Source organism: Streptomyces sp. NPDC059917 (assembly GCF_042730635.1).
Classification (GTDB): Bacteria; Actinomycetota; Actinomycetes; order Streptomycetales; family Streptomycetaceae; genus Streptomyces.
Map to the genome: position 1 here is coordinate 69535 of NZ_JBHWLC010000024.1, position 21496 is coordinate 91030.

A 21496-nucleotide genomic window follows, 5' to 3' on the forward strand; every position below is an offset into this window, starting at 1 on the left:
GCGGCGGCCCGTTCCCATGCCGGGGTCGGGGTCCGCGGGCGCTACCCCACCGCCCAGGCGGAGCCGGTCTTCTGCCGGACCGGCGTCAGCAGGCAGCGGCCGACCAGGCCGACGCCCGCGTCCAGGGACTCCTCGAACTCCTCGGCCAGGTCGGGGGAGCGGCGCAGCGTCCACAGCAGCCGGGCCGAGGCCCAGGCGCCGTCCCGGGCGCGCTGCAGGCTCCACGAGCCGACCAGGTGCGTGAGCGGATCGGCGATCTGGAGCAGGTCGGGCCCCGGCATCAGGTCCTCCCGGATGCGTTCCTCCAGGGCGACCAGCGTGTCGCCGACCCGGTCGAAGTCGGCTTCCAGCGCGGCCGGTTCGCAGTCCAGGGTGCGGCAGGTGGTGACCACCGCGAGGGCCAGGTCGTGCCCGATGTGCGCGTTGATCCCGGCGAGGGCGTGTTGCAGGGGCCGCACGCCCGGGTGGCGCCGGTACTGGAAGAGCGGCCGCCAGCAGGCGGGCGTACGGTCCCCCTCGGCGGCCGCGTCGACGGCCATCAGGTACCGCTCGGCGAACCGCACGCCCAGCACCGCCGCCCGGCGCGGGCCGGGGAAGCCCCCGTGCTCGATGCGGCGGTGCAGGGTCTCGGTCACCGTCAGGTACACCCGGTTGAAGACGGCCACGCCGTCGTGTTCGGGCAGTCGCTCGTCCAGGGCGCGCATCCGCGCGAGCACCGCTTCCATGCAGGCAGGTTCGCAGCTGGCGCCGGATCCCGGGAGACTTGGCCCGGTACTTCGCCGGTTCGGGCGAACCTGCCCGTACCGGGAGGGTCAGGACCGCCCGGTGGAGGTGCCCGCGTCGTCCGGGCCGTCCGTGGCGCCCGTGGCGTCGTAGGTCGAGGTGCCCGAGTCGAGGAGCGGCTCGTGCTCCTTCATGTGCGCCGGGGCGAAGTAGCGCAGCACGTGGTAGCCGGTGATGACCACGAGGGTGCCGAGCGCGATGCCGCCGAGCTGGAAGTTGTCGCTGATCTTCAGGCTGACCCCGCCGACGCCGATGATGATGCCCGCCGCGGCCGGCACCAGGTTCAGCGGATTGCGCAGGTCCACCCGGCCGTTGATCCAGATCTGGGCGCCGAGCAGGCCGATCATGCCGTAGAGGATGACCGTGATCCCGCCGAGCACCCCGCCGGGGATGGCCGCGACGACCGCGCCGAACTTGGGGCACAGACCGAAGAGCAGCGCGAAGCCGGCGGCCGCCCAGTAGGCGGCGGTGGAGTAGACCCGGGTGGCGGCCATGACGCCGATGTTCTCGGAGTACGTGGTGTTGGGCGGACCGCCGACCGCGGTGGAGAGCATCGACGCGGCGCCGTCGGCGGCGATCGCGGTGCCGAGCTGGTCGTCGAGCCGGTCGCCGGTCATCTCGCCGACGGCCTTGATGTGCCCGGCGTTCTCCGCGATCAGCGCGATGACCACGGGCAGCGCGATCAGGATCGCGGACCATTCGAACTGCGGGGCGTGGAAGGAGGGCAGCCCGATCCAGTCGGCCTTGGCCACGCCCGACAGGTCCAGGCGCCAGTGGTCCACGGCCGGGCCGCCGCCCACCGTCGAGTGGATCTTGCCGAAGACCAGGTCGAAGAGGGCCGAGATCCCGTAGCCGAAGAGCAGCCCGAGGAAGATCGCGATCCGGGACCAGAACCCGCGCAGGCACACCACGGCGAGCCCGGTGAAGGCCATCACCAGCAGGGCCGTCCACTGGTCCTGGGGCCAGTAGGTCGAGGCGGTGACCGGCGCGAGGTTGAAGCCGATCAGCATCACGACCGCGCCCGTGACCACCGGCGGCATCGCCGCGTGGATGATCCGCGCGCCGAAGTGCCGCACCGCCAGTCCGGCGAGGAAGAGGGCCGCGCCGACGACGAGCACGGCGCCGGTGACGGTCGCGCTGGACCCGCCGCCCGCCCGGATCGCGGCGGCGACGCCGACGAAGGAGAGGGAGCAGCCCAGGTAGGACGGGATCCGGCCGCGGGTCGCGAGCAGGAAGATCACCGTCGCGATGCCGGACATCATGATCGCCAGGTTCGGATCCAGGCCCATGAGCACCGGCGCGACGAAACTCGCGCCGAACATGGCGACCACGTGCTGGGCGCCGAGCCCCGCGGTGCGCGGCCACGTGAGCCGCTCGTCCGGCCGGACGACCGCGCCGGGCGCGGGTGTCCGGCCGTCGCCGTGCAGGGTCCAGCGCACGCCGAGGCCCATGGTGAAACTCCGTTTCGCGATGCGGCAGCCGCAGGCGCCGACCGGGTGGGTGCCGACCGGTGGGTCGAACGTGCCGAGTATGCCGACTGTGCCGCGTGGTGGGGGATCGATGACCGGGCCGAAGGACGGCCGAGGTCATATTACGGCTGGATAGCGGCAGGTTCGTCCCGATTGCCTACTGGGGGGCCGTCGCCCGGTCCTGCGCGGGGTCCGCGCCGGGCGCCGCCGCCGCCGGTCCGCCGCCGATCTTCGGGCGCAGTACGGTCGCCCCCGCGACCAGCGCCAGCGCCAGCAGCGTGACCAACCCGAAGGACACCACCAGCGAGGTCGCGTCGGCGACCGCGCCGATCGCGGAGGGGGCGACCAGCCCCGACGTGTAGGTGATCGTCGCCACCCCGGCGAGGGCCTGGGCCGGGGCCGGGCCGCTGCGGGCGGCGGCCGCGAAGGCCAGCGGGACCACCACCGCGATGCCGAGCCCGATCAGGCCGAAGCCCGCGAGCGCACCCGCGGGATGCCGGACGAGGACCACGAGCAGGCCGCCCGCCGTGGCCAGCAGGCCGCCCGCCCGTACGGTGCGCACCGGGCCGAAGCGGTCCACCACCTTGTCGCCCGCGAGCCGGGCCGCCGCCATGGTGAGCGCGAACATCGTGGTGGAGGCGGCGGCGAGACCGGCATCGGTGTGCAGCACGTCCCGGAAGTAGACCGCCGACCAGTCCATGCTCGCGCCCTCCGCGAAGACCGCGCAGAAGCCGATCGCCCCGATGACCAGCGCCGACTTCGGCGGCAGCGCGAAGCGCGGCGGCGCCTCCTCCTCCTGGCCGCCCCGGATGTCGAGCACGCCGCGCACCGCGACCAGGGCGACGGCGGTCAGGGCGAGCGCCGCGAACAGGTGGTGCACCCGGGCGTCGGCCCCCGCGTGCGCGGCGACCGTACCGGCGGCCGAGCCGATGAGGGCGCCCACGCTCCACATGCCGTGCAGCGAGGACATGATCGAGCGGCCCAGCCGGTTCTCGGTCTCGACGCCGAGCGCGTTCATCGCCACGTCCGACATGCCCGCGCTCGCGCCGTAGACGAGGAGCAGCAGGCAGAGGGAGAGCAGGTCGGGGGCGAGGCTCGGCAGGACGAGGGAGAGCGTCCACATCGCGATCAGCCCGCGCAGCGCGTTGCGCGCGCCGAAGCGGTGGTTGATCCGCCCGGCCAGCGGCATCGCGATCGCCGCGCCGACCGCGGGGAAGGCGAGCGCCATGCCGAGGGTGCCCGCGCTGAGCTGGGCGTGTTCCTGGATCCAGGGGATCCGGGTGGCGAAGCTGCCGGTGACCGCGCCGTGGGCGCAGAAGACGGTGGCTATGGCGATGCGTGCGCGGCGCAGGCGGCGCGGTGTCAGCTCTGTTTCCCCGGTCATGGGCGCCAAACTATCAGGAACCCTGCCTGATAAATAAGTCCCCGGTTCCTCCTAGGATGGCCGGGTGACTTCCGCACCCGCATCCGCAGCTCCCCCGGCCGCCGCTCCCTCACCCGCCTCTCCGAGCACGGCCCGGGCGATGAACGACCGGCTGGCGCTCCGGCTCCTGCAGGAGGAGGGGCCGCTCACCGCGACCCAGCTCAAGAAGCTGACCGGGCTCTCCCGCCCCTCCGTCGCCGACCTCGTCGAGCGCCTCACCGGCGCCGGGCTGATCGAGGTCGTCGGCGAATCGGGCGAACAGCGGCGCGGACCCAACGCCCGGCTCTACGGGATCGTCGCCCGCCTCGCCCACCTCGCCGCACTGGACGTGCGCACCGACGGCGCGACCGCGGTGATCACCGACCTGCTCGGTCGGCCGGTGGCCCAGGCGCGGCTGCCCGCCGACGCCGTCGAGGAGGCGGTGACCCGGCTGGAGGAACTCGCCCGGGAGGCGGGCGCGGCGCCGCTGCACACCGTGGTGGTCGGCGCGCCCGGACTGGTGGTCCCGGCCAGCGGCGAGCTGCGCACCCTGCGCGGCCTGCCCTCCTGGCACCGGGACCTGGTGGCCGCCCTCCAGCGGCGGCTGTCCGCCGTGGTCGTCGTGGAGAACGAGACCAACCTCGCCGCGCTGGCCGAGCAGCGCCTGGGCGCGGCCCGCGACGTGGAGTCCTTCGTGCTGCTGTGGCTGGGCGCCGGGGTGGGCGCGGCCGTGGTGCTGGACGGGCGGCTGCGCCGCGGGGCCTCCGGCGGCGCGGGCGAGATCGGCTTCCTGCCGGTGCCGGGCACGGTGGGGCTGCCCGCCGCGACGGACTGCGGCGGCGGATTCCACGGGCTGGTCGGACGCGGGGCGGTGACCGCGCTCGCCGCCGCGCACGGCTACGCGGGGCCGGTGGAGGAAGCGGCCGCCGGGGCCGCGGGGGAGGGCTTCCTCGACGCCTTCGCCGAGCGGCTCGCCCTGGGCGCGGCCGCGGTGACGGCGGTGCTGGACCCCGGCTGCGTGGTCCTGGGGGGCGAGCTGGGCCGGGCGGGCGGAGCCGCCCTGGCGGCCAGGGTCGCGGACCGGCTGGCCCGGCTGACCCCGGTGGCCACGGAGGTCCGCGCCACCACCCTCGGCGATCCGGCGGTGCTCCAGGGCGCCCGGCTGGCCGCCCGGGACAGCGCCCAGGACGCCCTGTTCGGCGCCCCGTGACGGCGGGCCCGGGCGGCCCGGACGCCGGCCGCCGCCCCGGTCACCCGGCCGCGCGCGCCGCCAGGAACTCGGCGAAGGTCCCCTTGCCCACCGCGTGCTCCGGGGCCAGGTGGCCGCCGCGCTTGAACCCCGCGTACGCCCTTCCCGCGAGCGGGACCGGCAGCAGGAGGCGGCGGCGCCCGCCGGTGGCGGCGAGGTAGGCGCGGGCCGCTTCCTCGAAGGTGAGCACCTGGGGGCCGCCCATGTCGGGGACCCGCCCGGCGGGCCCGGCCACGGCCAGCTCCACCAGCCGGTCCGCGACCTCCTCGACCGCGATCGGCTGGCCGCTGACCCCGGCCGGGAGCGGCATCACGGGCAGCTTCGCCATCGTGCCCAGTGCCCGGGCCACCAGGTCGTGGAACTGGGTGGTGCGCAGGATCGTGACCCCCGGGACCGAGCGCGTCAGCATCTCCTCGACCGCGAGCTTCGCCCTGTAGTACCGCAGCGGGACCACGTCCACGCCCACGATCGAGATGTAGGCCAGGTGTCCCACCCCGGCCCGCCGGGCCGCCGCGATCAGGTGGGCCGCGGCCCGCTCGTCGCCGCCCCGCGGGTCGCTGGCGCAGTGGACCACGGTGTCGGCGCCCTCCACGGCCGCGTCGAGCCCGGCGCCCGTCAGCAGGTCGACCGGATGCTCGGGCGAGCGGCGGCTCAGGACGCGGACCTCGTGGCCCGCCGCGCGCAGCCGCCCGGCTACGAGCGAGCCCAGGCTCCCGGTGCCCCCGGTGACGAGAATCGTGCTCATGGTGTCCGTCCTTGCCTGCCGAATGGAGTGCGTTCACCGGCTAGGACCGGACAGCCCTCAGGAATGTGACAGCTGACGGCGGAGGAATCCGAGCTTCTCCGGGTTGACCACCGTCCGCAGGCCCCTGACCAGGCCGTCCTCGAACTCCACCAGCAGAACCGCCCGCTCGCCGAAGAGCAGCGCCGGCTCCCCGTTGACCTCCGCGAAGGAGACCGGGGCGCCCGCCACGTACTTCTCCAGCGCGCCGAGCAGGAACCGGGCCACCTGGCTCCGGCCCAGTACCGGCCGGCGCGCCGCGTTGACCACCCCGCCGCCGTCGGACACGTACGCCACGTCCGCGGCCAGCAGGCCCTCCAGCCGGGCCAGGTCCCCGTCCCGCGCCGCCGCCATGAAGGTCTCCACCAGCCCCTGCCACCGCTGCGGATCCGGCCGCGGGCGCGGGCGCCGCGCCGCCACGCGCTGCGCCGCGCGCCGGTAGATCTGGCGGCAGTTGGCCTCCGAGAGGTCGAGCAGCCCGGCGATCTCCCGGTGGCCGTACGCGAACGCCTCGCGCAGGACGTAGACCGCGCGCTCCACCGCGGTGAGCTGCTCCAGCAGGATCAGCAGGGCCATCGACACGCCCTCGCGCTGCTCCGCCGACTCCAGCGGGCCGAGCGTCCCGTCCCCGGTGAGCACCGGCTCGGGCAACCAGGGGCCGACGTACTCCTCGCGCCGGGCGCGCGCGGAGGTGAGCCGGTTGAGGCAGAGGTGCGTGACCACCTTCACGAGCCAGGCACCGGGGTGCTCGATGGCGTCCCGGTCGGCGGAGCTCCACCGGAGGTAGGCGTCCTGGACGAGGTCCTCGGCCTCGTGGGCGGAGCCCAGCATGCGGTAGGCGACGGCGAACATCCGGGGCCGGTGTTCCTCGAACCCCCCTGCGGGGGTGGCGACCTGCGTGATCATCGCATCAGCCTACGAGCCGGAGCGCGGGCGGGTGGGGTGCGCACGCGCGAGGACCCGGTGGCCGCCGGGCCACCGGGTCCTCACGTGCTCATCGGGTCATTCGGACCGCGGGGTCAGCAGGCCCCCTGGTCCTTCCAGACGCCCCAGTCACCGGTGGTGCCGGGCTCTTCGTTCTGCGTCCACCACTGGGCCTTCCAATTGTGGCCCTTGTACGAGACGACCGTCCCGCCCGTGGTCACCTGACCGGCGACGTACGCCGGGTTGGTGCAGGTCCCGCCCGGGGGCGGCGTGGTCGGGGGCGTCGTCGGAGGGGTGGTCGGGGGAGTGGTCGGCGGCGTGGTGGGCGGCGTCGTCGGGGGAGTCGTCGGCGGCGTGGTCGGGCCCCCCGGCTCGACCACGGTGGTGCCGCGCGCCAGGTCACCGGCGAGGCCGTAGGTCTTGCCGCCGAAGGTCACGGTCCAGTTGGACGGGGTGGAGGTCGGCAGGTAGTAGACGAAGTCCAGCTCCACCGAGGCCCCCGGGGCCAGCGTCTGCCAGGACGGCAGCTTCAGGGAGACCCGGTTGTAGTCGCCCTTGAGGCCGCCCACGTTGGTGCCCGAGTGGTCGCTGCGGATCACCGTGGTGCCCCAGCCGGACTGGTCCTTGGCGTTGCTCGGGGCGGAGGAGGAGTAGTCGAACTGGAACTCCGTGCCGCCGGGCAGGGCGGCCGTGGTGTTGTTGGTGATCTTCAGCTTGGGGCTGATCGGGTAGTTCGAGTCGCCGAGCGGGAACTGGCCGAACTCGGTGTCCACCTTGATCGCCTCGGTCGGCATCGTGATGGTGGCGCGCTTGGCGCCGTACGGGGCGGCCGCCTTGAACTTGTCGTACATCGCCGTGGTGAGCGTGTTGCCCATCTCGTACTGGCCCTTGGCGGCGTTGTAGGAGTAGTCGCCCGCCAGCTCCCAGACCATCGTGCCGCCGATGCCCTTGTTGACCACGTAGTCGGCCTTGGCGTTCACCGACTGCTCGTCCTCGGTGGAGAGGAACACCTTCTTCTGCGCGTTCCACAGCCACGGCGCGACCAGGGTCGAGTCGTACTTGCGGACGTAGGTGCCGGTCAGCGTGGTGTTCGCCGGGAAGCCGTACTTGGTGACGTAGTCGCCGACGACGCCCTTCTCCAGGTTCTTGGCGTGCCACATCGGGTTGGAGCCGGCCGGGGCCTCGACCCCGTTGGAGTCCAGGTCGTGCCACAGGTTGTCGATGCCGACCGCGCCGTCACCGCACTTGGTCAGCCCCGCGCCCGCCGGGCAGTTGGTGGCCGGGGCCTTGCCCCACAGGCCGTCCGTGCCGCCCTGGACGTTCTTGAAGCCGCGGGTGTAGTAGGGCAGGCCCATGTTGATCCGGCCGGCCGGCATGGAGCCGCGGAAGTAGTGGTAGGCCCAGTCGGAGTTCAGGTACCCGATGCCGCCGTACTGGGAGGTCGAGTAGACGCCCGCGGAGGCCAGCTCGGCGTCCTTGCCGTCGTCGAAGAGCGAGGCGTTGGGGCCGACGTACTCGTTCCAGGCGCCGTGCAGGTCGTAGGACATGATGTTGACGTAGTCCAGGTACTTCTGCATCTGGAACGTCTCCATGCCCCGCAGCAGGTAGCCGGAGGAGGGGGCGGCGACGGAGAGCAGGTAGTGCTTGCCGTCGGCGGCGCCCGCGCGGTCGAGCTTCTCGCGCAGCGACTTCATGAGCGCGGCGTAGCCCTTGACCAGGCCCGCGCGGCGGGCGTTGGAGAGCTGCCAGTCGAGCGGGTTGCCCGCGTCCTTCATGGTGGTCGGGTACTCGTAGTCGATGTCGACGCCGTTGAACCCGTACTTGCGGATGAAGTCCACGGAGGAGTTCGCGAAGGTGTCGATGCCGGCCTGGTTGACCGAGCCGTCGGCGTTGGTGGCCATGGAGTAGAAGCCGCCGGAGTTCACCCGGTTGCCGTCGTCGCCGAAGTAGCCGCCCGTCTCCGCCCAGCCGCCGACCGAGATCAGCGTCTTGACGTTCGGGTACTGCTTCTTGAACTTGGTCAGCTGGTTGAAGTGGCCCTTGTAGGGGAGCGAGGGGTCCATCTCCGCGCCCGCCACGCCCGGCCAGGTCATCCCGGTGGCGGCGTTGTTCGGGCCGTCCGCGCCGACCGAGAGCTTGTTGTCGGAACCGACGTGTCCGAAGGCGTAGTTGAGGTGGGTGACCTTGTCCCACGGGATGTTGTTGGCCAGGTAGGCGGGGGTGCCGTCCTTGCCGGTGCGCCAGCCGGTGAAGTAGCCGATCACCCGTCGCTGGTGATCGGCGCCCATCTTCTCGCGGCCCTCGGCGTCGTAGACCGAGCAGTAGGGGACGTCGACGCCCGGAGTCTTGTAGAGCCCGTCCGGTCGACAGCTCTCGTTGTCGGCGGCGTGCGAGACGCCCGCCGAGAGGCCGCCGATGAGCAGGCCCGCGATGGCGGCACCGGATGCCAGCAGCATGGATCTGGTGCGCGTGGGGGACAGCATTGTGCCTCCTGGGGAGGGGAGGTGACAGGACACAACGTGCGTAAAGGTGGCGCTGGTTGGCCCGTGACGTGCGCACATCGGCGGGCTGGCTCCCGGGGAAGATGAAGGGAACGTTAAGAGGACTAGACCAACCCGTCAATAGGTCTGGACCAAAGCCGAACCCTCGGAAAGTTGCGCCGAACGTGTGAGCCAGGCCACAAGTACTTGCGTGCATGGCCTGCGATCACCCGTGGCACACTGGCCCTAGTACCAGTAGCAGCGCACTCCGGGGTCGGTGTAATTCCGAACCGGCGGTTATAGTCCGCGACCCGTCCGCATCCAGCGGCCGGTTGACCAGGTGAAATTCCTGGACCGACGGTTAAAGTCCGGATGGGAGGCAGTGCGCGGCGGGCCAGTCACCGGTACGCCGCCGTCGGCGGTTCGTCGGCGTAACCCCCAGGGGATACGTCTCGGACGGACCGTGTCGTCGACCTCGGCGTCCCCGCGTGTGCTACCCGCTTCATCTGTCGTATCCCGACAGGCCCCGGAGTCCGTGCCCGATGAGGCAGGAGGACCCGGTGGCGACACACGCCGACGCGAACGACGCACGCGCCATGCGGCGGGCCATCGAGCTGGCCGCCCGCGGCCTCGGCTCCACCAGTCCCAACCCGGCCGTCGGCTGCGTCATCGCCGACGCCTCGGGCCGGATCGTCGGCGAGGGCTGGCACGAGCGGGCCGGCGGCCCGCACGCCGAGGTGCACGCCCTGCGCGCCGCGGGGGACGCCGCCCGCGGCGCCACCGCCTACGTCACCCTCGAACCCTGTAACCACACCGGCCGTACGGGCCCCTGCGCCCGGGCCCTCGTCGAGGCCGGGATCACCCGCGTGCTCTACGCCGTCCCCGACCCGAACCCGCAGGCCAGCGGTGGCGCGGCCACCCTGCGCGACGCCGGGATCGAGGTCCGGGAAGGGCTGCTGCGGGCCGAGGCCGAGGCCGGCAACGAGCCCTGGCTGACCTCCGTACGCCTGGGCCGCCCCTACGTCCTGTGGAAGTACGCCGCCACCCTGGACGGCCGGGTCGCCGCCGCCGACGGCACCAGCCGCTGGATCAGCGGCCCCGAGTCCCGCGCCGACGTCCACCGGCTGCGCGCCGAGGCCGACGCGGTCGTCGTCGGCTCCGGCACCCTGCGCGCCGACGACCCGCACCTCGCGGTCCGCGGCGTCGAGGGCGCCCGCCAGCCCCTGCGCGTGGTCCTCGACACCCTGGCCACCGTCCGGCCCGGCGCCCGGATCCTCGACGACGCCGCCCCGACCCTGGTGGCCGTCGCCGAGGACGCCGACACCCGCCACCTGACGGGCGTCGAGGTGGCCCGGCTGCCCCGCGACGGGCACGGCCTCAGCGTGGACGCGCTCCTCGCCGAGCTGTTCGCCCGCGGGGTCCGCTCCGTCCTCGTCGAGGGCGGGCCGACCCTGGCCGGCGCCTTCGTCGCCGCGGGAGCCGTCGACAAGATCGTCGGCTACCTCGCCCCGGTCCTCCTCGGCGCGGGCCCCAACGCCCTCGCCGACGCCGGGATCACCACCCTCACCCAGGCCCTGCGCCTGGAGATCACCGAGGTGCTCCGCCTCGGTCCCGATCTGCGCGTCACGGCCGTTCCCGCGGTCGCCGCCGCCGTCCCCGCCGCCCCCACCGTCCTCAAGGAGCACTGAGTGTTCACCGGAATCGTCGAAGAACTGGGCGAGGTCACCGCCGTCGAGCAGCTCGCGGAGGCCTCCCGCTTCCGCCTGCGCGGTCCCGTCGTCACCGAAGGTGCCAAGCACGGCGACTCGATCGCCGTCAACGGCGTCTGTCTGACGGTCGTGGAGACGGGGGACGGCGAGTTCACCGCGGACGTCATGCAGGAGACCCTCAACCGCTCCAGCCTGGGCGCCCTGACCAAGGGCTCACGGGTCAACCTGGAGCGCCCGATGGCCCTCGGTGGACGCCTCGGCGGACACCTGGTCCAGGGCCACGTGGACGGCACCGGCCGGATCGTCTCCCGCACCCCCTCCGAGCACTGGGAGATCGTCAAGGTCTCGCTGCCCGAGCGGCTCGCCCGGTACGTCGTCGAGAAGGGCTCCATCACGGTCGACGGCGTCAGCCTCACCGTGGTCGACGCCGCGGCCGACCACTTCACCATCAGCCTCATCCCCACCACGCTGAACCTGACCACGCTCGGCATCAAGGAGCCCGGCGACCCGGTCAACCTGGAGGTCGACGTCCTCGCGAAGTACGTCGAGCGCCTCCTGGCCGCCGGCGTCGACCCGCTGACCACCGTGGCACCCGCCGCCGACCCGAAGGAGACGGACCGATGAGCGCGCTGTCCTGGCTCAACACCGAGGCCTTCGTGGTCTTCGACCAGAAGGTCATCTGGTCCGACATGATCGGCAACCTGATGGGCCTGGCGGCCCTCGCCCTCGGCTGGCGCCGCTCCATATGGACCTGGCCCGCCCAGCTGCTGTCCGGCCTCATCCTGGTCGGCGCCTACGCCACCGCCCACCTCGCGGGCGGCGTCGGCAAGCAGCTCCTGGTCATCGCCGTGGCCCTGTGGGGCTGGCGCGCCTGGCAGCGCGGCAAGCAGCAGGCCCAGGACGGCTCCATCGCCGTGCGCACGGCCACCTGGACCGAGCGCGGGCTGCTCCTGGCGGGCGCCGTCCTCGGCACCCTCGCGGTCGGCGGGCTCTTCACCCTGGTCCCCTCGCTCTCCTGGAGCCCGTGGGCCGACGCCTACATCTTCGTCGGCACGATCGTGGCGATGGTCGCCCAGGCCCGCGGTCTGGTCGAGTTCTGGTTCGCCTGGTTGCTCGTCGACCTCGTCGGCGTTCCGCTCGCATTCCAGAGCGGTCTGGTCTTCTCGGGCCTCGTCTACGTCGTCTACTTCGCCCTCGTCCTGTGGGGCGCGCACGACTGGTACCAGCGCTCGCGCACCACCACCGACGCCCCGGCCCTGGAAGGAGCAACGGCATGAACCTCACGCCCGTGCCCACCGAGAACGACATCGAGTCCTTCCGGCTCGACCCCGTCGAACAGGCCATCCGCGACATCGCGGCGGGTCGCCCGGTCGTCGTGGTGGACGACGAGAACCGCGAGAACGAGGGCGACCTCGTCATCGCCGCCGAGATGGCCACCCCCGAGATCATCGCCTTCATGATGAGCGAGTGCCGCGGCCTGATCTGCGCCCCGATGGAGGGTCCCGAGCTGGACCGCCTCGAACTGCCGCAGATGGTCACGCACAACACCGAGTCGATGCAGACCGCCTTCACGGTCTCCGTCGACGCCAGTGCCGTGCACGGCGTCACCACCGGCATCTCCGCCGCCGACCGCGCCACCACGCTGCGGCTGCTGGCCAACGGCACCAGCACCGCGGGCGACTTCGTCCGGCCGGGCCACGTCTTCCCGCTGCGCGCCAAGCCCGGCGGCGTCCTGGTCCGCAACGGCCACACCGAGGCCGCCGTCGACCTCGCCCGACTCGCGGGCCTGCGCCCGGCCGGCGCGATCGTCGAGATCGCCGGTGAGGACGGGGTCATGCTCCGGCTGCCCGAGCTGATCCCCTTCGCCCGCAAGCACGGCCTGACGATCATCTCCATCGAGGACCTGGTCGCCTACCGGCGCTCCGCCGAGCCGACCGTGCGCCGCGGGGCCGAGGTCAGCCTGCCGACCGCCTTCGGTTCCTTCACCGCCTACGGCTACCGCTCCATCGCCGACGGGGTCGAGCACATCGCCCTGGTCCACGGCGACATCGGCGACGGCCGCGACGTCCTGGCCCGGATGCACTCCGAGTGCCTGACCGGCGACATCTTCCAGTCCCAGCGCTGCGACTGCGGCCCCCAGCTGCAGGCCTCCATGCAGCGCATCGCGGCCGAGGGCCGCGGGGTCGTCGTCTACCTGCGCGGACACGAGGGCCGCGGCATCGGCCTGCTGGCCAAGCTGCGCGCCTACGAGCTCCAGGAGCGCGGCCGCGACACCCTCGACGCCAACCTGGAGCTGGGCCTGCCCGCCGACGCCCGCGACTACGGGGCCGGCGCGCAGATCCTCGCCGACCTCGGGGTCCGCAGCACCCGCCTGATGACCAACAACCCGCAGAAGGCGGCGGCCCTGGTCCGGCACGGCATCGAGGTCGCCAGCCGGGAGGCCATGCCGACCGAGACCGGCGAGCACAACCTGCGGTACCTGCGCACCAAGCGGGACCGGATGGGGCACGACCTGCCCTGGCTGGACGGCGCGGCGGCCGTCTCGGCCTGCGGCAACCAGTAACACCCGCGACAACCTGACACAAGACATCCACGCAAACGAAGAGCACGACGCACCGAGGAGAGCTGTGAGCGGCAAGGGCGCACCCGAACTGAGTGTGAAGAACTGCGGAGACCTGCGGGTGGCCGTGATCGCGGCCCAGTGGCACGAGAAGGTCATGGACGGCCTCGTCGACGGCGCCCTGCGCGCCCTGCACGAGCTGGGCATCGACGAGCCCACCCTGCTGCGCGTCCCGGGCAGCTTCGAGCTGCCGGTGGTGGCGAAGGTACTGGCCGGTCGCGGCTACGATGCCATCGTCGCCCTCGGAGTGGTCATCCGCGGCGGCACCCCGCACTTCGACTACGTGTGCCAGGGCGTCACCCAGGGCCTGGTGCAGGTATCGCTCGACACCGGAGTCCCCGTCGGCTTCGGCGTACTGACCTGCGACAACGACGAGCAGGCGCTGGACCGCGCCGGACTCGAAGGGTCGAATGAGGACAAGGGGCACGAAGCGGTCACCGCCGCCGTCGCCACCGCCATGACCCTGCGCACCGTCAGCGAACCCTGGCGCTAGTCGACAGGGGCGGACCCTTTATTCTGAGGACCATCATGGCGAACGAAACCCCCAAGACCTTCGAGCAGCTCTTCACCGAGCTCCAGCTCAAGGCCGCCAACGGCGACCCCAGCACCTCCCGGACCGCCGAACTGGTCGGCAAGGGAGTCCATGCCATCGGCAAGAAGGTCGTCGAGGAGGCCGCCGAAGTCTGGATGGCCGCCGAGTACGAGGGCAAGGAAGCCGCCGCCGAGGAGATCTCCCAGCTGCTGTACCACGTCCAGGTGATGATGGTCGCGCGCGGGATCTCCCTCGACGACGTCTACGCGCACCTCTGAGCCGCCGGGCCGACGGACCCCGAGCACGCACCGCACGCACACCCCTTTCGCACCTACGCACCAAAGGAAGCCCCATGCTGCGCATCGCCGTCCCCAACAAGGGTTCTCTCTCCGGACCGGCGTCGGCGATGCTCCATGAGGCCGGCTACCGGATGCGCAAGGAGTCCAAGGAGCTCGTGGTCGTCGACCCCGAGAACGAGGTGGAGTTCTTCTACCTCCGCCCCAAGGACATCGCGATCTACGTGTCGTCCGGCAAGCTCGACATCGGCATCACCGGCCGTGACCTGCTGCTCGACTCCGGAGCCAGTGCCGAGGAGATCCTGCCGCTGAACTTCGGCCGGTCCACCTTCCGCTACGCCACCATCCCCGGCACGGCGAAGGGCCCGCAGGACTTCACCGGGATGACGATCGCCACCTCCTACGAGGGCATCGTCGCCAAGCACCTCGCCGAACAGGGCATCGACGCCTCCGTCGTGCACCTCGACGGCGCGGTCGAGACCGCCATCCAGCTCGGCGTCGCCCAGATCATCGCGGACGTCGTCGAGACCGGCACCAGCCTGCGCAACGCGGGCCTGGAGGTCATCGGCGAGCCGATCCTCACCTCGGAAGCGGTCGTCATCCGCGGCAACTCCAGCGACCCGCAGGACCCGCGGGCCCAGCAGTTCCTGCGCCGCCTCCAGGGCGTCCTGGTGGCCCGCAGCTACGTGATGATGGACTACGACTGCCGCGCCGAGCACCTGGAGCGCGCGGTGGCCCTCACCCCGGGCCTGGAGTCGCCGACGGTCTCCCCGCTGCACAACGAGGGCTGGGTCGCCGTCCGCGCCATGGTTCCGGCCAAGGAGGCCCAGCGGATCATGGACGACCTGTACGAGCTGGGCGCGCGCGCGATCCTCACCACCTCGATCCACGCCTGCCGGCTCTGATCCCGTGCGCCCGCTCCCCCCGCGGGGCGGGCGCCGTCACCCGATGAGCCCCTCCGTACGTCCTTTCGTAGAACCGAGCACCCCATGAGCGAGTCCGCCGCCCAGCCCGTACTGCCCACCCTGCCGGTCACCTTCCGGCCGACCCGCACCCGGGTGGTGCTGCTGGGCGTCGGGCTCGTCATGTTCGTCACCATCTCGGCGATCGGGCTGCTCCTGAAGGACCTCGGCGGCGGCGAGCGGCTCAGCTTCGTCTTCACGGCCGCCCTGTTCGCCTCCGTCCTGCTGCTGCTCAGCCGCCCCAAGGTGGTCGCGGACGAGGGCGGCGTCACCGTCGTCAACCTCACGACCACCCGACGGCTGGAATGGGCGCAGATCCTGCGCGTCAACCTCCGGCCGGGCGACCCGTGGGTGTTCCTCGACCTCAACGACGGCACCAGCCTGCCCGCCCTCGGGATCCAGCCCGGCGTGGCCAAGGAGCAGGCGATCGGCGACGCGAGGGCGCTGCGCGCGCTGGCCGAGAACCACGGAAGCGGCCCGCGCGAGCGCTGAGTGCCATTGCGGCCTCGTTCTCAATGACTACCCTGGTGGCGGGGCGCACGCACGCGCCCTCCCACCGGCCCCGGGACAACGCGGCCCGTGGGTACCTGCGACTTGAGGAGTGACTCCCTCCAGCAATGGACGGATCGTCCGGTAGTACCCGCGCCGCCCTCCCCCCGGAGGCGGCGGCATGACCATCCCGCTACTCCTGCTCGTGGCGGCCTTCGCCCTGATCCTCGCCAACGGTTTCTTCGTGGCGGCCGAATTCGGCCTCGTCACGGTGGAGAGACCCGAGGCCGAACGCGCCGCCGCCGAAGGTGACAAACGCGCCCGTACGGTCGTCAAGGCCCTGCGGGAGCTGTCGTTCCAACTCTCCGGAACCCAGCTCGGCATCACCCTCACCTCCCTCGTGGTCGGCATGCTCGCCGAGCCCGCCCTCGCCGGGCTGCTCACCGGGCCGCTCACCGCGACCGGACTGCCCGCCGGGGCCGTCACCGCAATCGCCGTCGTGACCGGCATGCTGCTCGCCTCCGCCGTCCAGATGGTCGTCGGCGAGCTGGTCCCGAAGAACTGGGCGGTCTCCCGGCCGCTCCAGGTGGCCCGCATCGTGGCCGGCCCCCAGGACGTCTTCTCCCGGGCCTTCCGACCGGTCATCGCCGGCCTCAACGCCGTCGCCAACCGACTGGTGCGGGCCCTGGGCGTGGAGCCGACCGACGAGATGGCCTCCGCCCGCACCCCGGGCGAACTGGTCTCCCTGGTCCGCCATTCGGCCCAGGCCGGAGCCCTGGAACAGGACACCGCCGACCTCTTCGTGCGGACCCTCTCGCTCGGCGAACTGACCGCCCAGCACGTCATGACCCCCCGCGTGAAGGTCAGTGCCCTCCAGCACACCGCCACCGCGGCCGACGTGCTCAACCTGACCCGGGCCACGGGCCTGTCCCGCTTCCCGGTCTACCGCGAGCGCATCGACGAGGTCACCGGGGTGGTCCACCTCAAGGACGCCCTCGCCGTGCCCGAGTCCGAGCGCGCCCGCACCACCGTGGGCCGGATCTGCGTCGCCCCGCTGCTGGTGCCCGGCTCCCTGCCGGTGCAGCCGCTGCTGGAACGGCTGCGCAGCGAACAGCCGATGGCCGTGGTCGTCGACGAATACGGCGGCACCGCCGGGGTCGTCACCCTGGAGGACATCGTGGAGGAACTCGTCGGCGAGGTCCGCGACGAGCACGACCTCGCCGAGGACGACGGCCCCGAGCTGGCCGCCGTGGCGGCCGAGGACGGCCGCCCCTCCTGGGAGGCCGACGGCAGCTGCCGGGTGCACACCCTGCGCCGCATAGGCCTCGAAGTCCCCGAAGGGCCCTACGAGACCGTCGCCGGCCTCGTCGCCGACCTGCTCGGCCGCATCCCCGCCCCCGGGGACCGGGCCGAGCTCCCCGGCTGGAAGCTCTCCGTCCGCCAGGTCGGCCGCTACCGCGCCGAACGGGTCCGCCTGGTCCGTACGGTCGACAGCGCGACCGGCGCAGACCCCGGCCCCGGCGCTCCCGCCGGTGACGACGACTCCGCCGCCGGCGGCCGGCGCGAGATGGCGGTCCTGCGGTGAACGCCCTCCAACTGCTCTTCGCCCTGCTCCTCGTCCTGGCCAACGGCTTCTTCGTCGGCGCCGAGTTCGCGCTCGTCTCCGTCCGCCGCAGCCAGATCGAGCCCCTGGCGGCCTCCTCCAAGCGGGCCCGCCAGGTGCTGCACGGGCTGGAGAACCTGCCCCGGATGATGGCCGCGGCCCAGTTCGGCATCACCGTCTGCTCCCTCACCCTGGGAGCCGTCGCCGAACCCACCGTGGCCCGCCTCCTGGAGCCGCTCTTCGAGGCCGTGCGGGTGCCGCACGGCCTGGTCCACCCCCTCGGGTACGCCTTCGCGCTGGCCGCGGTGGTCTTCCTGCACCTGGTCATCGGCGAGATGGTCCCCAAGAACCTCGCCATGGCCGCCCCGGAGCGGACCGCCCTGTGGTTCAGCCCCGGACTGGTGGCCTTCGCCCGGGTCTGCGGGCCGGTCACCACGGCGCTGGGCGCCTGCGCGACCCTGGTGCTGCGCCTGTTCAAGGTGGAGCCCAAGGACGAGGTCGAGGCCGTCTACACCCGGGCCCAGCTCGGGCGGCTCGTCGAGGACTCCCGGCAGGCCGGGCTCCTCGCACCGGCCGAGCAGGAGCGCCTGGAGGACGCCCTGGAGCTGGGCAGCCTCCCGGTCACCGACGTGCTCCTCGCCCGCGACCGGCTGGTCACGGTCACCCCCTCGGTGACCCCGCGCGAGATCGAGCAGCTGACCGTGCGCACCGGCTACTCGCGCTTCCCGGTCCGCTCCGACACCGGCACCTTCATGGGCTACGTCCACGTCAAGGACGTGCTCGACCTGGAACACCGGGAAGGCGCCGTCCCCCAGCGCGTCTGGCGGCGGATGACCACCCTGTGCTCCACCCTCCCGCTGGACGACGCGCTCAGCGTCATGCGGCGGGACGCCACCCACCTGGCGCAGGTCGCGGACCCCGCCGGGCGCGTGCTCGGTCTGGTCGCGCTGGAGGACGTACTGGAGAAGCTGGTCGGCGAGGTGCGCGATCCCGCGCACCGCACGGCCGCCCCGCCGGCCCGGCGCCCCGAACAGGTGCTGACCCGCTAGCCGGCCCCGGCCCGCCGCCCCGCTACATCGGGGGCGGCGGGTCCGGGCGGCCGCGGTCCTGCGGGCCGCGGCCCGACAGGACCTCGCCGTACGCCTGCATCAGGTCCGCCAGGCGCAGGGTGCACAGGTCCTCCCTGGACGGGGTCAGGGCGTAACCGGCGAGCCTGAGGTCCCGGTAGGCGCAGCTCTTCTCGTACAGCGTGCGCAGGAAGCGGCCGTTGCCCAGCTCGTCGATCCAGCCCTGGTCCACCACGTGCCCGCTGATGCTGCGCAGCTCCTCGACCGCCTCCTCGTCCCAGCGGTCCCCGTTCGCGTCCGCCAGCACCCCGCCGATCGCGGTCAGCTCCAGCGGACGGTAGCTCGGGAAGTCCACCCGGGTGGTGAACCGCGAGGACAGCCCCGGATTGGTCGCGAGCAGCCGGTCCATGCCCGCCGGATAGCCCGCCAGGATCACCACCAGGTGGTCCCGGTTGTCCTCGGCCCGCTTGAGCAGCACCTGGAGCGCCTCGTCGCCGTACGCGTCGCCCTTGCTGTAGCCCGAGTTGGACAGGCTGTACGCCTCGTCCACGAAGAGGACCCCGCCGATCGCCGAATCGATCAGCTCGTTGGCCTTCACCGCCGTCTGCCCGAGGAACTCGCCCACCAGGTCAGCCCGCTGGGCCTCCACCAGGTGGTCACCGCCGAGCAGCCCGAGCGCGTAGAACACCCGGCCCAGGATCCGGGCCACGGTCGTCTTGCCGGTACCGGAAGGGCCGGAGAAGACGAAGTGCCGTTTCGGCGGCTGCACCGGCAAGCCCTGACCGGCCCGCAGCCGGGCCATGTGCAGCTGCGCCGAGAGCGCCTTCACCTGCCGCTTGACCGGCTCCAGCCCCACCATCCGCTCCAACTCCGCGAGCGCCTCGGCGAGCAGCGCCGGATCGGCGGGCCCGGCCGGCAGCTCCGTCGGACCGGACTGCGGCGGCACGCCCGCCCGGTGCCGTACGCCGTCCGCGCGCCCGGTGGCATCGGGCCCCGGCCCCACCGGAGCGCCCGGCGCGCCGGATCCGGGGCCGAAGCGGGTCTCCGGCGGCTCGGTCGGAAGCAACTGGTCCGCCTCGGCCTGCCCGTCCGCCGAGACGTCCTGCCCGAGCCCGCCGCCCAGCGCCACGGCCGCGAAGTCCCCGCCCGCCGCGCCCAGTCCGTAGCCCTCCGCCCCGCCCAGTGCGTCGAGGCCGTCGTTCTCGGAGATCGCCGTCAGCCGGGCCGCGGTGTCCATGAAGGCCGGGTCCACCCGGTGCACCGCCCGGTACAGCGGCAGCGCCGCCGCGCTGCGCCCCGTGCCCTCGTGCGCCCGGGCCAGCCAGTACCGCAGCTCCTTGCGCTGCGGCTGCTCGCTGCGGCAGCGCATCAGCGCGGCCGACAGCATCGGCTCCGCCTGCCCGTACATCTCCAGTCGGACCCGGGCCATCCCGCCGAAGAGGCCCGCCTCGATGCCGAGCAGCGGATCGTCCACGAGCGGCTCGGTGTGCCGCACCAACTGGTCCCAGTCCTTGACCAGATAGGACCGGCAGGCGTGCAGGAAGCGCACCTGCGGATCGGTGTCCACCGGCGGCAGCGCGGCCAGGGCCCGGTCCAGCTCGGGCACGTGGCGGCCGTCCAGCCAGTGCGAGGCGTGGGCGAGCAGCAGGTCGCGCTTGCTCTCCAGCACGGGCTGCACCCACCAGCCGAGCCAGTACCAGGAGTTGAGCGTGCGCCGGTGCCGTGCGCGCTGCTCCCCGAAGCGGTCCCGGTGCGCGTGCATGCGCAGCAGGGCGTTGGTGGTGTCGACCCGTAGCGCGTGCAGGCCGAGCCAGGCGTCGGCCATCGAGGGGTCGAGCAGCACGGCCGACCGGAACTCCTCCTCGGCCTGCGGATAGGCGCCCATCGTGCAGGCGTCCACTCCGCGCAGCCAGGCGAGTTCGGCCGGGGCGTAGGCGCTGCCCGGCATGCCGAAGTCCATCACATCCCCCACAAGCCTGCCCCCGTGGTGCGCGGCAACCCCCGTGCGGTGTACGCGAGTTGTCCCTGCGCCGATGAAATCAGGGTGGCATCGTACCTGCGCTCCCGGGCCATACGTAGGGCGCGGTGGACACGTGTCGGTGGGGCGTCCCGGACGCAAGTGCGCACGGAGAGTGAAGGTTTGCGAGGGGATCGGCGGTCGAAAGGTCCGTCCGGGAGCCGTCGGAGGGCAGAACGAAGCCCCCGGTCACGGGGGAACAACCGGGGGCTTCGCGTCCTTGGCGGTCCTGAAAACCGCTCATTCAGAACGTAATGCCGCGGCGGGCACCCGGTCAAGCGGTCCTGGACGGCGCCCCGGCGCGGTGATCGCGGGCTCGGCGGGGCTCGGGTCAGGACCCGGCCGGTTCGTCACTCCCGGTGACGAAATCGGCTCGCAGGGCGTTCGCATCCGCCCCGGAAGACCACTCGTATCCCGTACCGCTCTGTCGCACCAACGTGTGCGCGAAGGGGCGCGAAGGGTCGTCCGCGAAGTGCGCGCGCTCCGCGCGCTCCCATCCGTCCCAGAAGAGCGACAGTTCGCGCCCGTCCCGGTTCCGCCCGCGCCCCCAGGACTGCTCCCGGGGCATTTCCATCCACATCAGGCGCGCCAGGAACGGCCGCAGCGCCCGGCGGCCCGCGCCGACGCCCTCGACCAGCAGCACCGGAGCCGGTGCCAGGACCCGCTCGGGCCCGAACCGGCGCGCCACCCAGTCGTAGGGCGCCCAGTGCGCCGCCCGCCCGGCCGCCAGCGGATCGAGCACCTGGGCGCGCAGCCGCTCCGTCCAGGCGAACAGCTCCTCGTGCGTGGCCACGTCGTCGAGGTGCAGGACGGGGGCGCCGCCGAGGGCTTCGGCCAGGCGCCCGGCGAAGGTGCTCTTGCCGGATCCGGCGTGCCCGTCGATGCCGATCACCCGTACGGGGCCAAGTGAGGGCGCCAGGGTGACGAGCGCCCCGGCCAGCGGGGCGAGGGACGCGTGCGGGTCGGGAGGGAGGGGCGGGATCTGCTGTTCCACTCCGACAGCCTACGGCGGCGCGCGACACGGCCCCGTCGCCCTGGCCCGGGCCGCCCGCGAGCTGGGAGGCTGGCCGGGCGGGGACCGCCGGGCGCGCACGCGCGCCCGGCCCCCGCGCC

At 72.9% G+C, this 21496-nt stretch carries 19 protein-coding genes and 1 riboswitch; of the genes, 11 read left to right on the forward strand and 8 right to left on the reverse strand.

What is annotated here, in order from left to right; genetic code table 11:
* Positions 1-41: 41 nt before the first annotated feature.
* The 3 genes from ACFWAR_RS16570 to ACFWAR_RS16580 all read right to left on the reverse strand — a co-directional run bounded on the left by ACFWAR_RS16570 (position 42) and on the right by ACFWAR_RS16580 (position 3636).
* Positions 42-725: a DUF5995 family protein gene (locus ACFWAR_RS16570; RefSeq protein WP_385777596.1), complete on the reverse strand. Its 684-nt coding sequence runs from the start codon at positions 723-725 to the stop codon at positions 42-44.
* Between the two features lie 87 nt (positions 726-812).
* Positions 813-2234: a uracil-xanthine permease family protein gene (locus ACFWAR_RS16575; RefSeq protein WP_385777598.1), complete on the reverse strand. Its 1422-nt coding sequence runs from the start codon at positions 2232-2234 to the stop codon at positions 813-815.
* A 175-nt stretch (positions 2235-2409) separates the two neighbouring features.
* Positions 2410-3636: an MFS transporter gene (locus ACFWAR_RS16580; RefSeq protein ID WP_385777601.1), complete on the reverse strand. Its 1227-nt coding sequence runs from the start codon at positions 3634-3636 to the stop codon at positions 2410-2412.
* 139 nt (positions 3637-3775) lie between these two features.
* Here ACFWAR_RS16580 and ACFWAR_RS16585 point away from each other — a divergent pair, with 139 nt between their 5' ends.
* Positions 3776-4864, forward strand: coding sequence for an ROK family transcriptional regulator (locus tag ACFWAR_RS16585; RefSeq protein WP_385777603.1), 1089 nt, complete (start codon positions 3776-3778; stop codon positions 4862-4864).
* 40 nt (positions 4865-4904) lie between these two features.
* Here the strand turns inward: ACFWAR_RS16585 and ACFWAR_RS16590 are convergent, their stop codons facing one another.
* The 3 genes from ACFWAR_RS16590 to ACFWAR_RS16600 all read right to left on the reverse strand — a co-directional run bounded on the left by ACFWAR_RS16590 (position 4905) and on the right by ACFWAR_RS16600 (position 9091).
* Positions 4905-5648: an SDR family oxidoreductase gene (locus tag ACFWAR_RS16590; protein ID WP_385777606.1), complete on the reverse strand. Its 744-nt coding sequence runs from the start codon at positions 5646-5648 to the stop codon at positions 4905-4907.
* 57 nt (positions 5649-5705) lie between these two features.
* The gene (locus tag ACFWAR_RS16595) at positions 5706-6590 is read right to left on the reverse strand and encodes an RNA polymerase sigma-70 factor (RefSeq protein ID WP_385777608.1); all 885 of its coding nucleotides are present in this window, start codon (positions 6588-6590) and stop codon (positions 5706-5708) included.
* 113 nt (positions 6591-6703) lie between these two features.
* Complete coding sequence (locus ACFWAR_RS16600; protein ID WP_385777610.1) at positions 6704-9091, reverse strand: chitinase C-terminal domain-containing protein; 2388 nt, start codon at positions 9089-9091, stop codon at positions 6704-6706.
* Positions 9092-9347: 256 nt separating this feature from the next.
* Positions 9348-9478: riboswitch (FMN riboswitch) on the forward strand.
* 152 nt (positions 9479-9630) lie between these two features.
* Between ACFWAR_RS16600 and ribD the strand changes: the two genes are divergently transcribed.
* From ribD to ACFWAR_RS16650, 10 genes are all read left to right on the forward strand, one after another.
* A complete protein-coding gene (ribD, locus tag ACFWAR_RS16605) occupies positions 9631-10776 on the forward strand; it encodes a bifunctional diaminohydroxyphosphoribosylaminopyrimidine deaminase/5-amino-6-(5-phosphoribosylamino)uracil reductase RibD (protein WP_385777612.1) in 1146 nt (381 codons plus the stop codon).
* Positions 10777-11421 carry a riboflavin synthase gene (locus ACFWAR_RS16610; RefSeq protein WP_354381556.1) on the forward strand — a complete coding sequence of 215 codons (645 nt, stop codon included), beginning with the start codon at positions 10777-10779 and terminating at the stop codon, positions 11419-11421.
* Positions 11418-12074 (forward strand): nicotinamide riboside transporter PnuC, encoded by a 657-nt coding sequence (locus ACFWAR_RS16615; RefSeq protein WP_385777614.1) that lies wholly within the window; start codon positions 11418-11420, stop codon positions 12072-12074. The genes ACFWAR_RS16610 and ACFWAR_RS16615 overlap by 4 nt, the downstream gene beginning before the upstream one ends.
* A complete protein-coding gene (locus ACFWAR_RS16620) occupies positions 12071-13360 on the forward strand; it encodes a bifunctional 3,4-dihydroxy-2-butanone-4-phosphate synthase/GTP cyclohydrolase II (protein ID WP_385777617.1) in 1290 nt (429 codons plus the stop codon). The genes ACFWAR_RS16615 and ACFWAR_RS16620 overlap by 4 nt, the downstream gene beginning before the upstream one ends.
* 64 nt (positions 13361-13424) lie before the next feature.
* The gene (ribH, locus tag ACFWAR_RS16625) at positions 13425-13910 is read left to right on the forward strand and encodes a 6,7-dimethyl-8-ribityllumazine synthase (protein WP_385777620.1); all 486 of its coding nucleotides are present in this window, start codon (positions 13425-13427) and stop codon (positions 13908-13910) included.
* A gap of 35 nt (positions 13911-13945) precedes the next feature.
* Complete coding sequence (locus ACFWAR_RS16630; protein ID WP_385777622.1) at positions 13946-14227, forward strand: phosphoribosyl-ATP diphosphatase; 282 nt, start codon at positions 13946-13948, stop codon at positions 14225-14227.
* A gap of 74 nt (positions 14228-14301) precedes the next feature.
* Positions 14302-15150, forward strand: a complete 849-nt coding sequence (gene hisG, locus ACFWAR_RS16635; protein WP_385777625.1) for an ATP phosphoribosyltransferase — start codon at positions 14302-14304, stop codon at positions 15148-15150.
* A gap of 84 nt (positions 15151-15234) precedes the next feature.
* Positions 15235-15699 carry a PH domain-containing protein gene (locus ACFWAR_RS16640; protein ID WP_385777628.1) on the forward strand — a complete coding sequence of 155 codons (465 nt, stop codon included), beginning with the start codon at positions 15235-15237 and terminating at the stop codon, positions 15697-15699.
* Between the two features lie 178 nt (positions 15700-15877).
* Positions 15878-17281 carry a hemolysin family protein gene (locus ACFWAR_RS16645; RefSeq protein ID WP_385777630.1) on the forward strand — a complete coding sequence of 468 codons (1404 nt, stop codon included), beginning with the start codon at positions 15878-15880 and terminating at the stop codon, positions 17279-17281.
* Positions 17278-18348 carry a hemolysin family protein gene (locus ACFWAR_RS16650; protein WP_385777633.1) on the forward strand — a complete coding sequence of 357 codons (1071 nt, stop codon included), beginning with the start codon at positions 17278-17280 and terminating at the stop codon, positions 18346-18348. Before ACFWAR_RS16645 ends, ACFWAR_RS16650 begins: the two co-directional genes overlap by 4 nt.
* A 22-nt stretch (positions 18349-18370) precedes the next feature.
* Here the strand turns inward: ACFWAR_RS16650 and ACFWAR_RS16655 are convergent, their stop codons facing one another.
* Entirely contained in the window at positions 18371-20326 is a 1956-nt protein-coding gene (locus ACFWAR_RS16655; RefSeq protein WP_385777636.1) for an AAA family ATPase, read from the reverse strand.
* 388 nt (positions 20327-20714) lie between these two features.
* Positions 20715-21377 carry a uridine kinase gene (locus tag ACFWAR_RS16660; protein ID WP_385777638.1) on the reverse strand — a complete coding sequence of 221 codons (663 nt, stop codon included), beginning with the start codon at positions 21375-21377 and terminating at the stop codon, positions 20715-20717.
* Positions 21378-21496: the final 119 nt, after the last annotated feature.

Excerpts from the sequence above, each read along its gene's own strand:
- ACFWAR_RS16570 (WP_385777596.1), bottom strand. The coding sequence starts at position 725 with ATGGAAGCGGTGCTCGCGCGGATGCGCGCCCTGGACGAGCGACTGCCC.
- ACFWAR_RS16575 (WP_385777598.1), bottom strand. The coding sequence starts at position 2,234 with ATGGGCCTCGGCGTGCGCTGGACCCTGCACGGCGACGGCCGGACACCC.
- ACFWAR_RS16580 (WP_385777601.1), bottom strand. The coding sequence starts at position 3,636 with ATGACCGGGGAAACAGAGCTGACACCGCGCCGCCTGCGCCGCGCACGC.
- ACFWAR_RS16585 (WP_385777603.1), top strand. The coding sequence starts at position 3,776 with ATGAACGACCGGCTGGCGCTCCGGCTCCTGCAGGAGGAGGGGCCGCTC.
- ACFWAR_RS16590 (WP_385777606.1), bottom strand. The coding sequence starts at position 5,648 with ATGAGCACGATTCTCGTCACCGGGGGCACCGGGAGCCTGGGCTCGCTC.
- ACFWAR_RS16595 (WP_385777608.1), bottom strand. The coding sequence starts at position 6,590 with ATGATCACGCAGGTCGCCACCCCCGCAGGGGGGTTCGAGGAACACCGG.
- ACFWAR_RS16600 (WP_385777610.1), bottom strand. The coding sequence starts at position 9,091 with ATGCTGTCCCCCACGCGCACCAGATCCATGCTGCTGGCATCCGGTGCC.
- ribD (WP_385777612.1), top strand. The coding sequence starts at position 9,631 with ATGAGGCAGGAGGACCCGGTGGCGACACACGCCGACGCGAACGACGCA.
- ACFWAR_RS16615 (WP_385777614.1), top strand. The coding sequence starts at position 11,418 with ATGAGCGCGCTGTCCTGGCTCAACACCGAGGCCTTCGTGGTCTTCGAC.
- ACFWAR_RS16620 (WP_385777617.1), top strand. The coding sequence starts at position 12,071 with ATGAACCTCACGCCCGTGCCCACCGAGAACGACATCGAGTCCTTCCGG.
- ACFWAR_RS16630 (WP_385777622.1), top strand. The coding sequence starts at position 13,946 with ATGGCGAACGAAACCCCCAAGACCTTCGAGCAGCTCTTCACCGAGCTC.
- hisG (WP_385777625.1), top strand. The coding sequence starts at position 14,302 with ATGCTGCGCATCGCCGTCCCCAACAAGGGTTCTCTCTCCGGACCGGCG.
- ACFWAR_RS16640 (WP_385777628.1), top strand. The coding sequence starts at position 15,235 with ATGAGCGAGTCCGCCGCCCAGCCCGTACTGCCCACCCTGCCGGTCACC.
- ACFWAR_RS16645 (WP_385777630.1), top strand. The coding sequence starts at position 15,878 with ATGACCATCCCGCTACTCCTGCTCGTGGCGGCCTTCGCCCTGATCCTC.
- ACFWAR_RS16655 (WP_385777636.1), bottom strand. The coding sequence starts at position 20,326 with ATGGACTTCGGCATGCCGGGCAGCGCCTACGCCCCGGCCGAACTCGCC.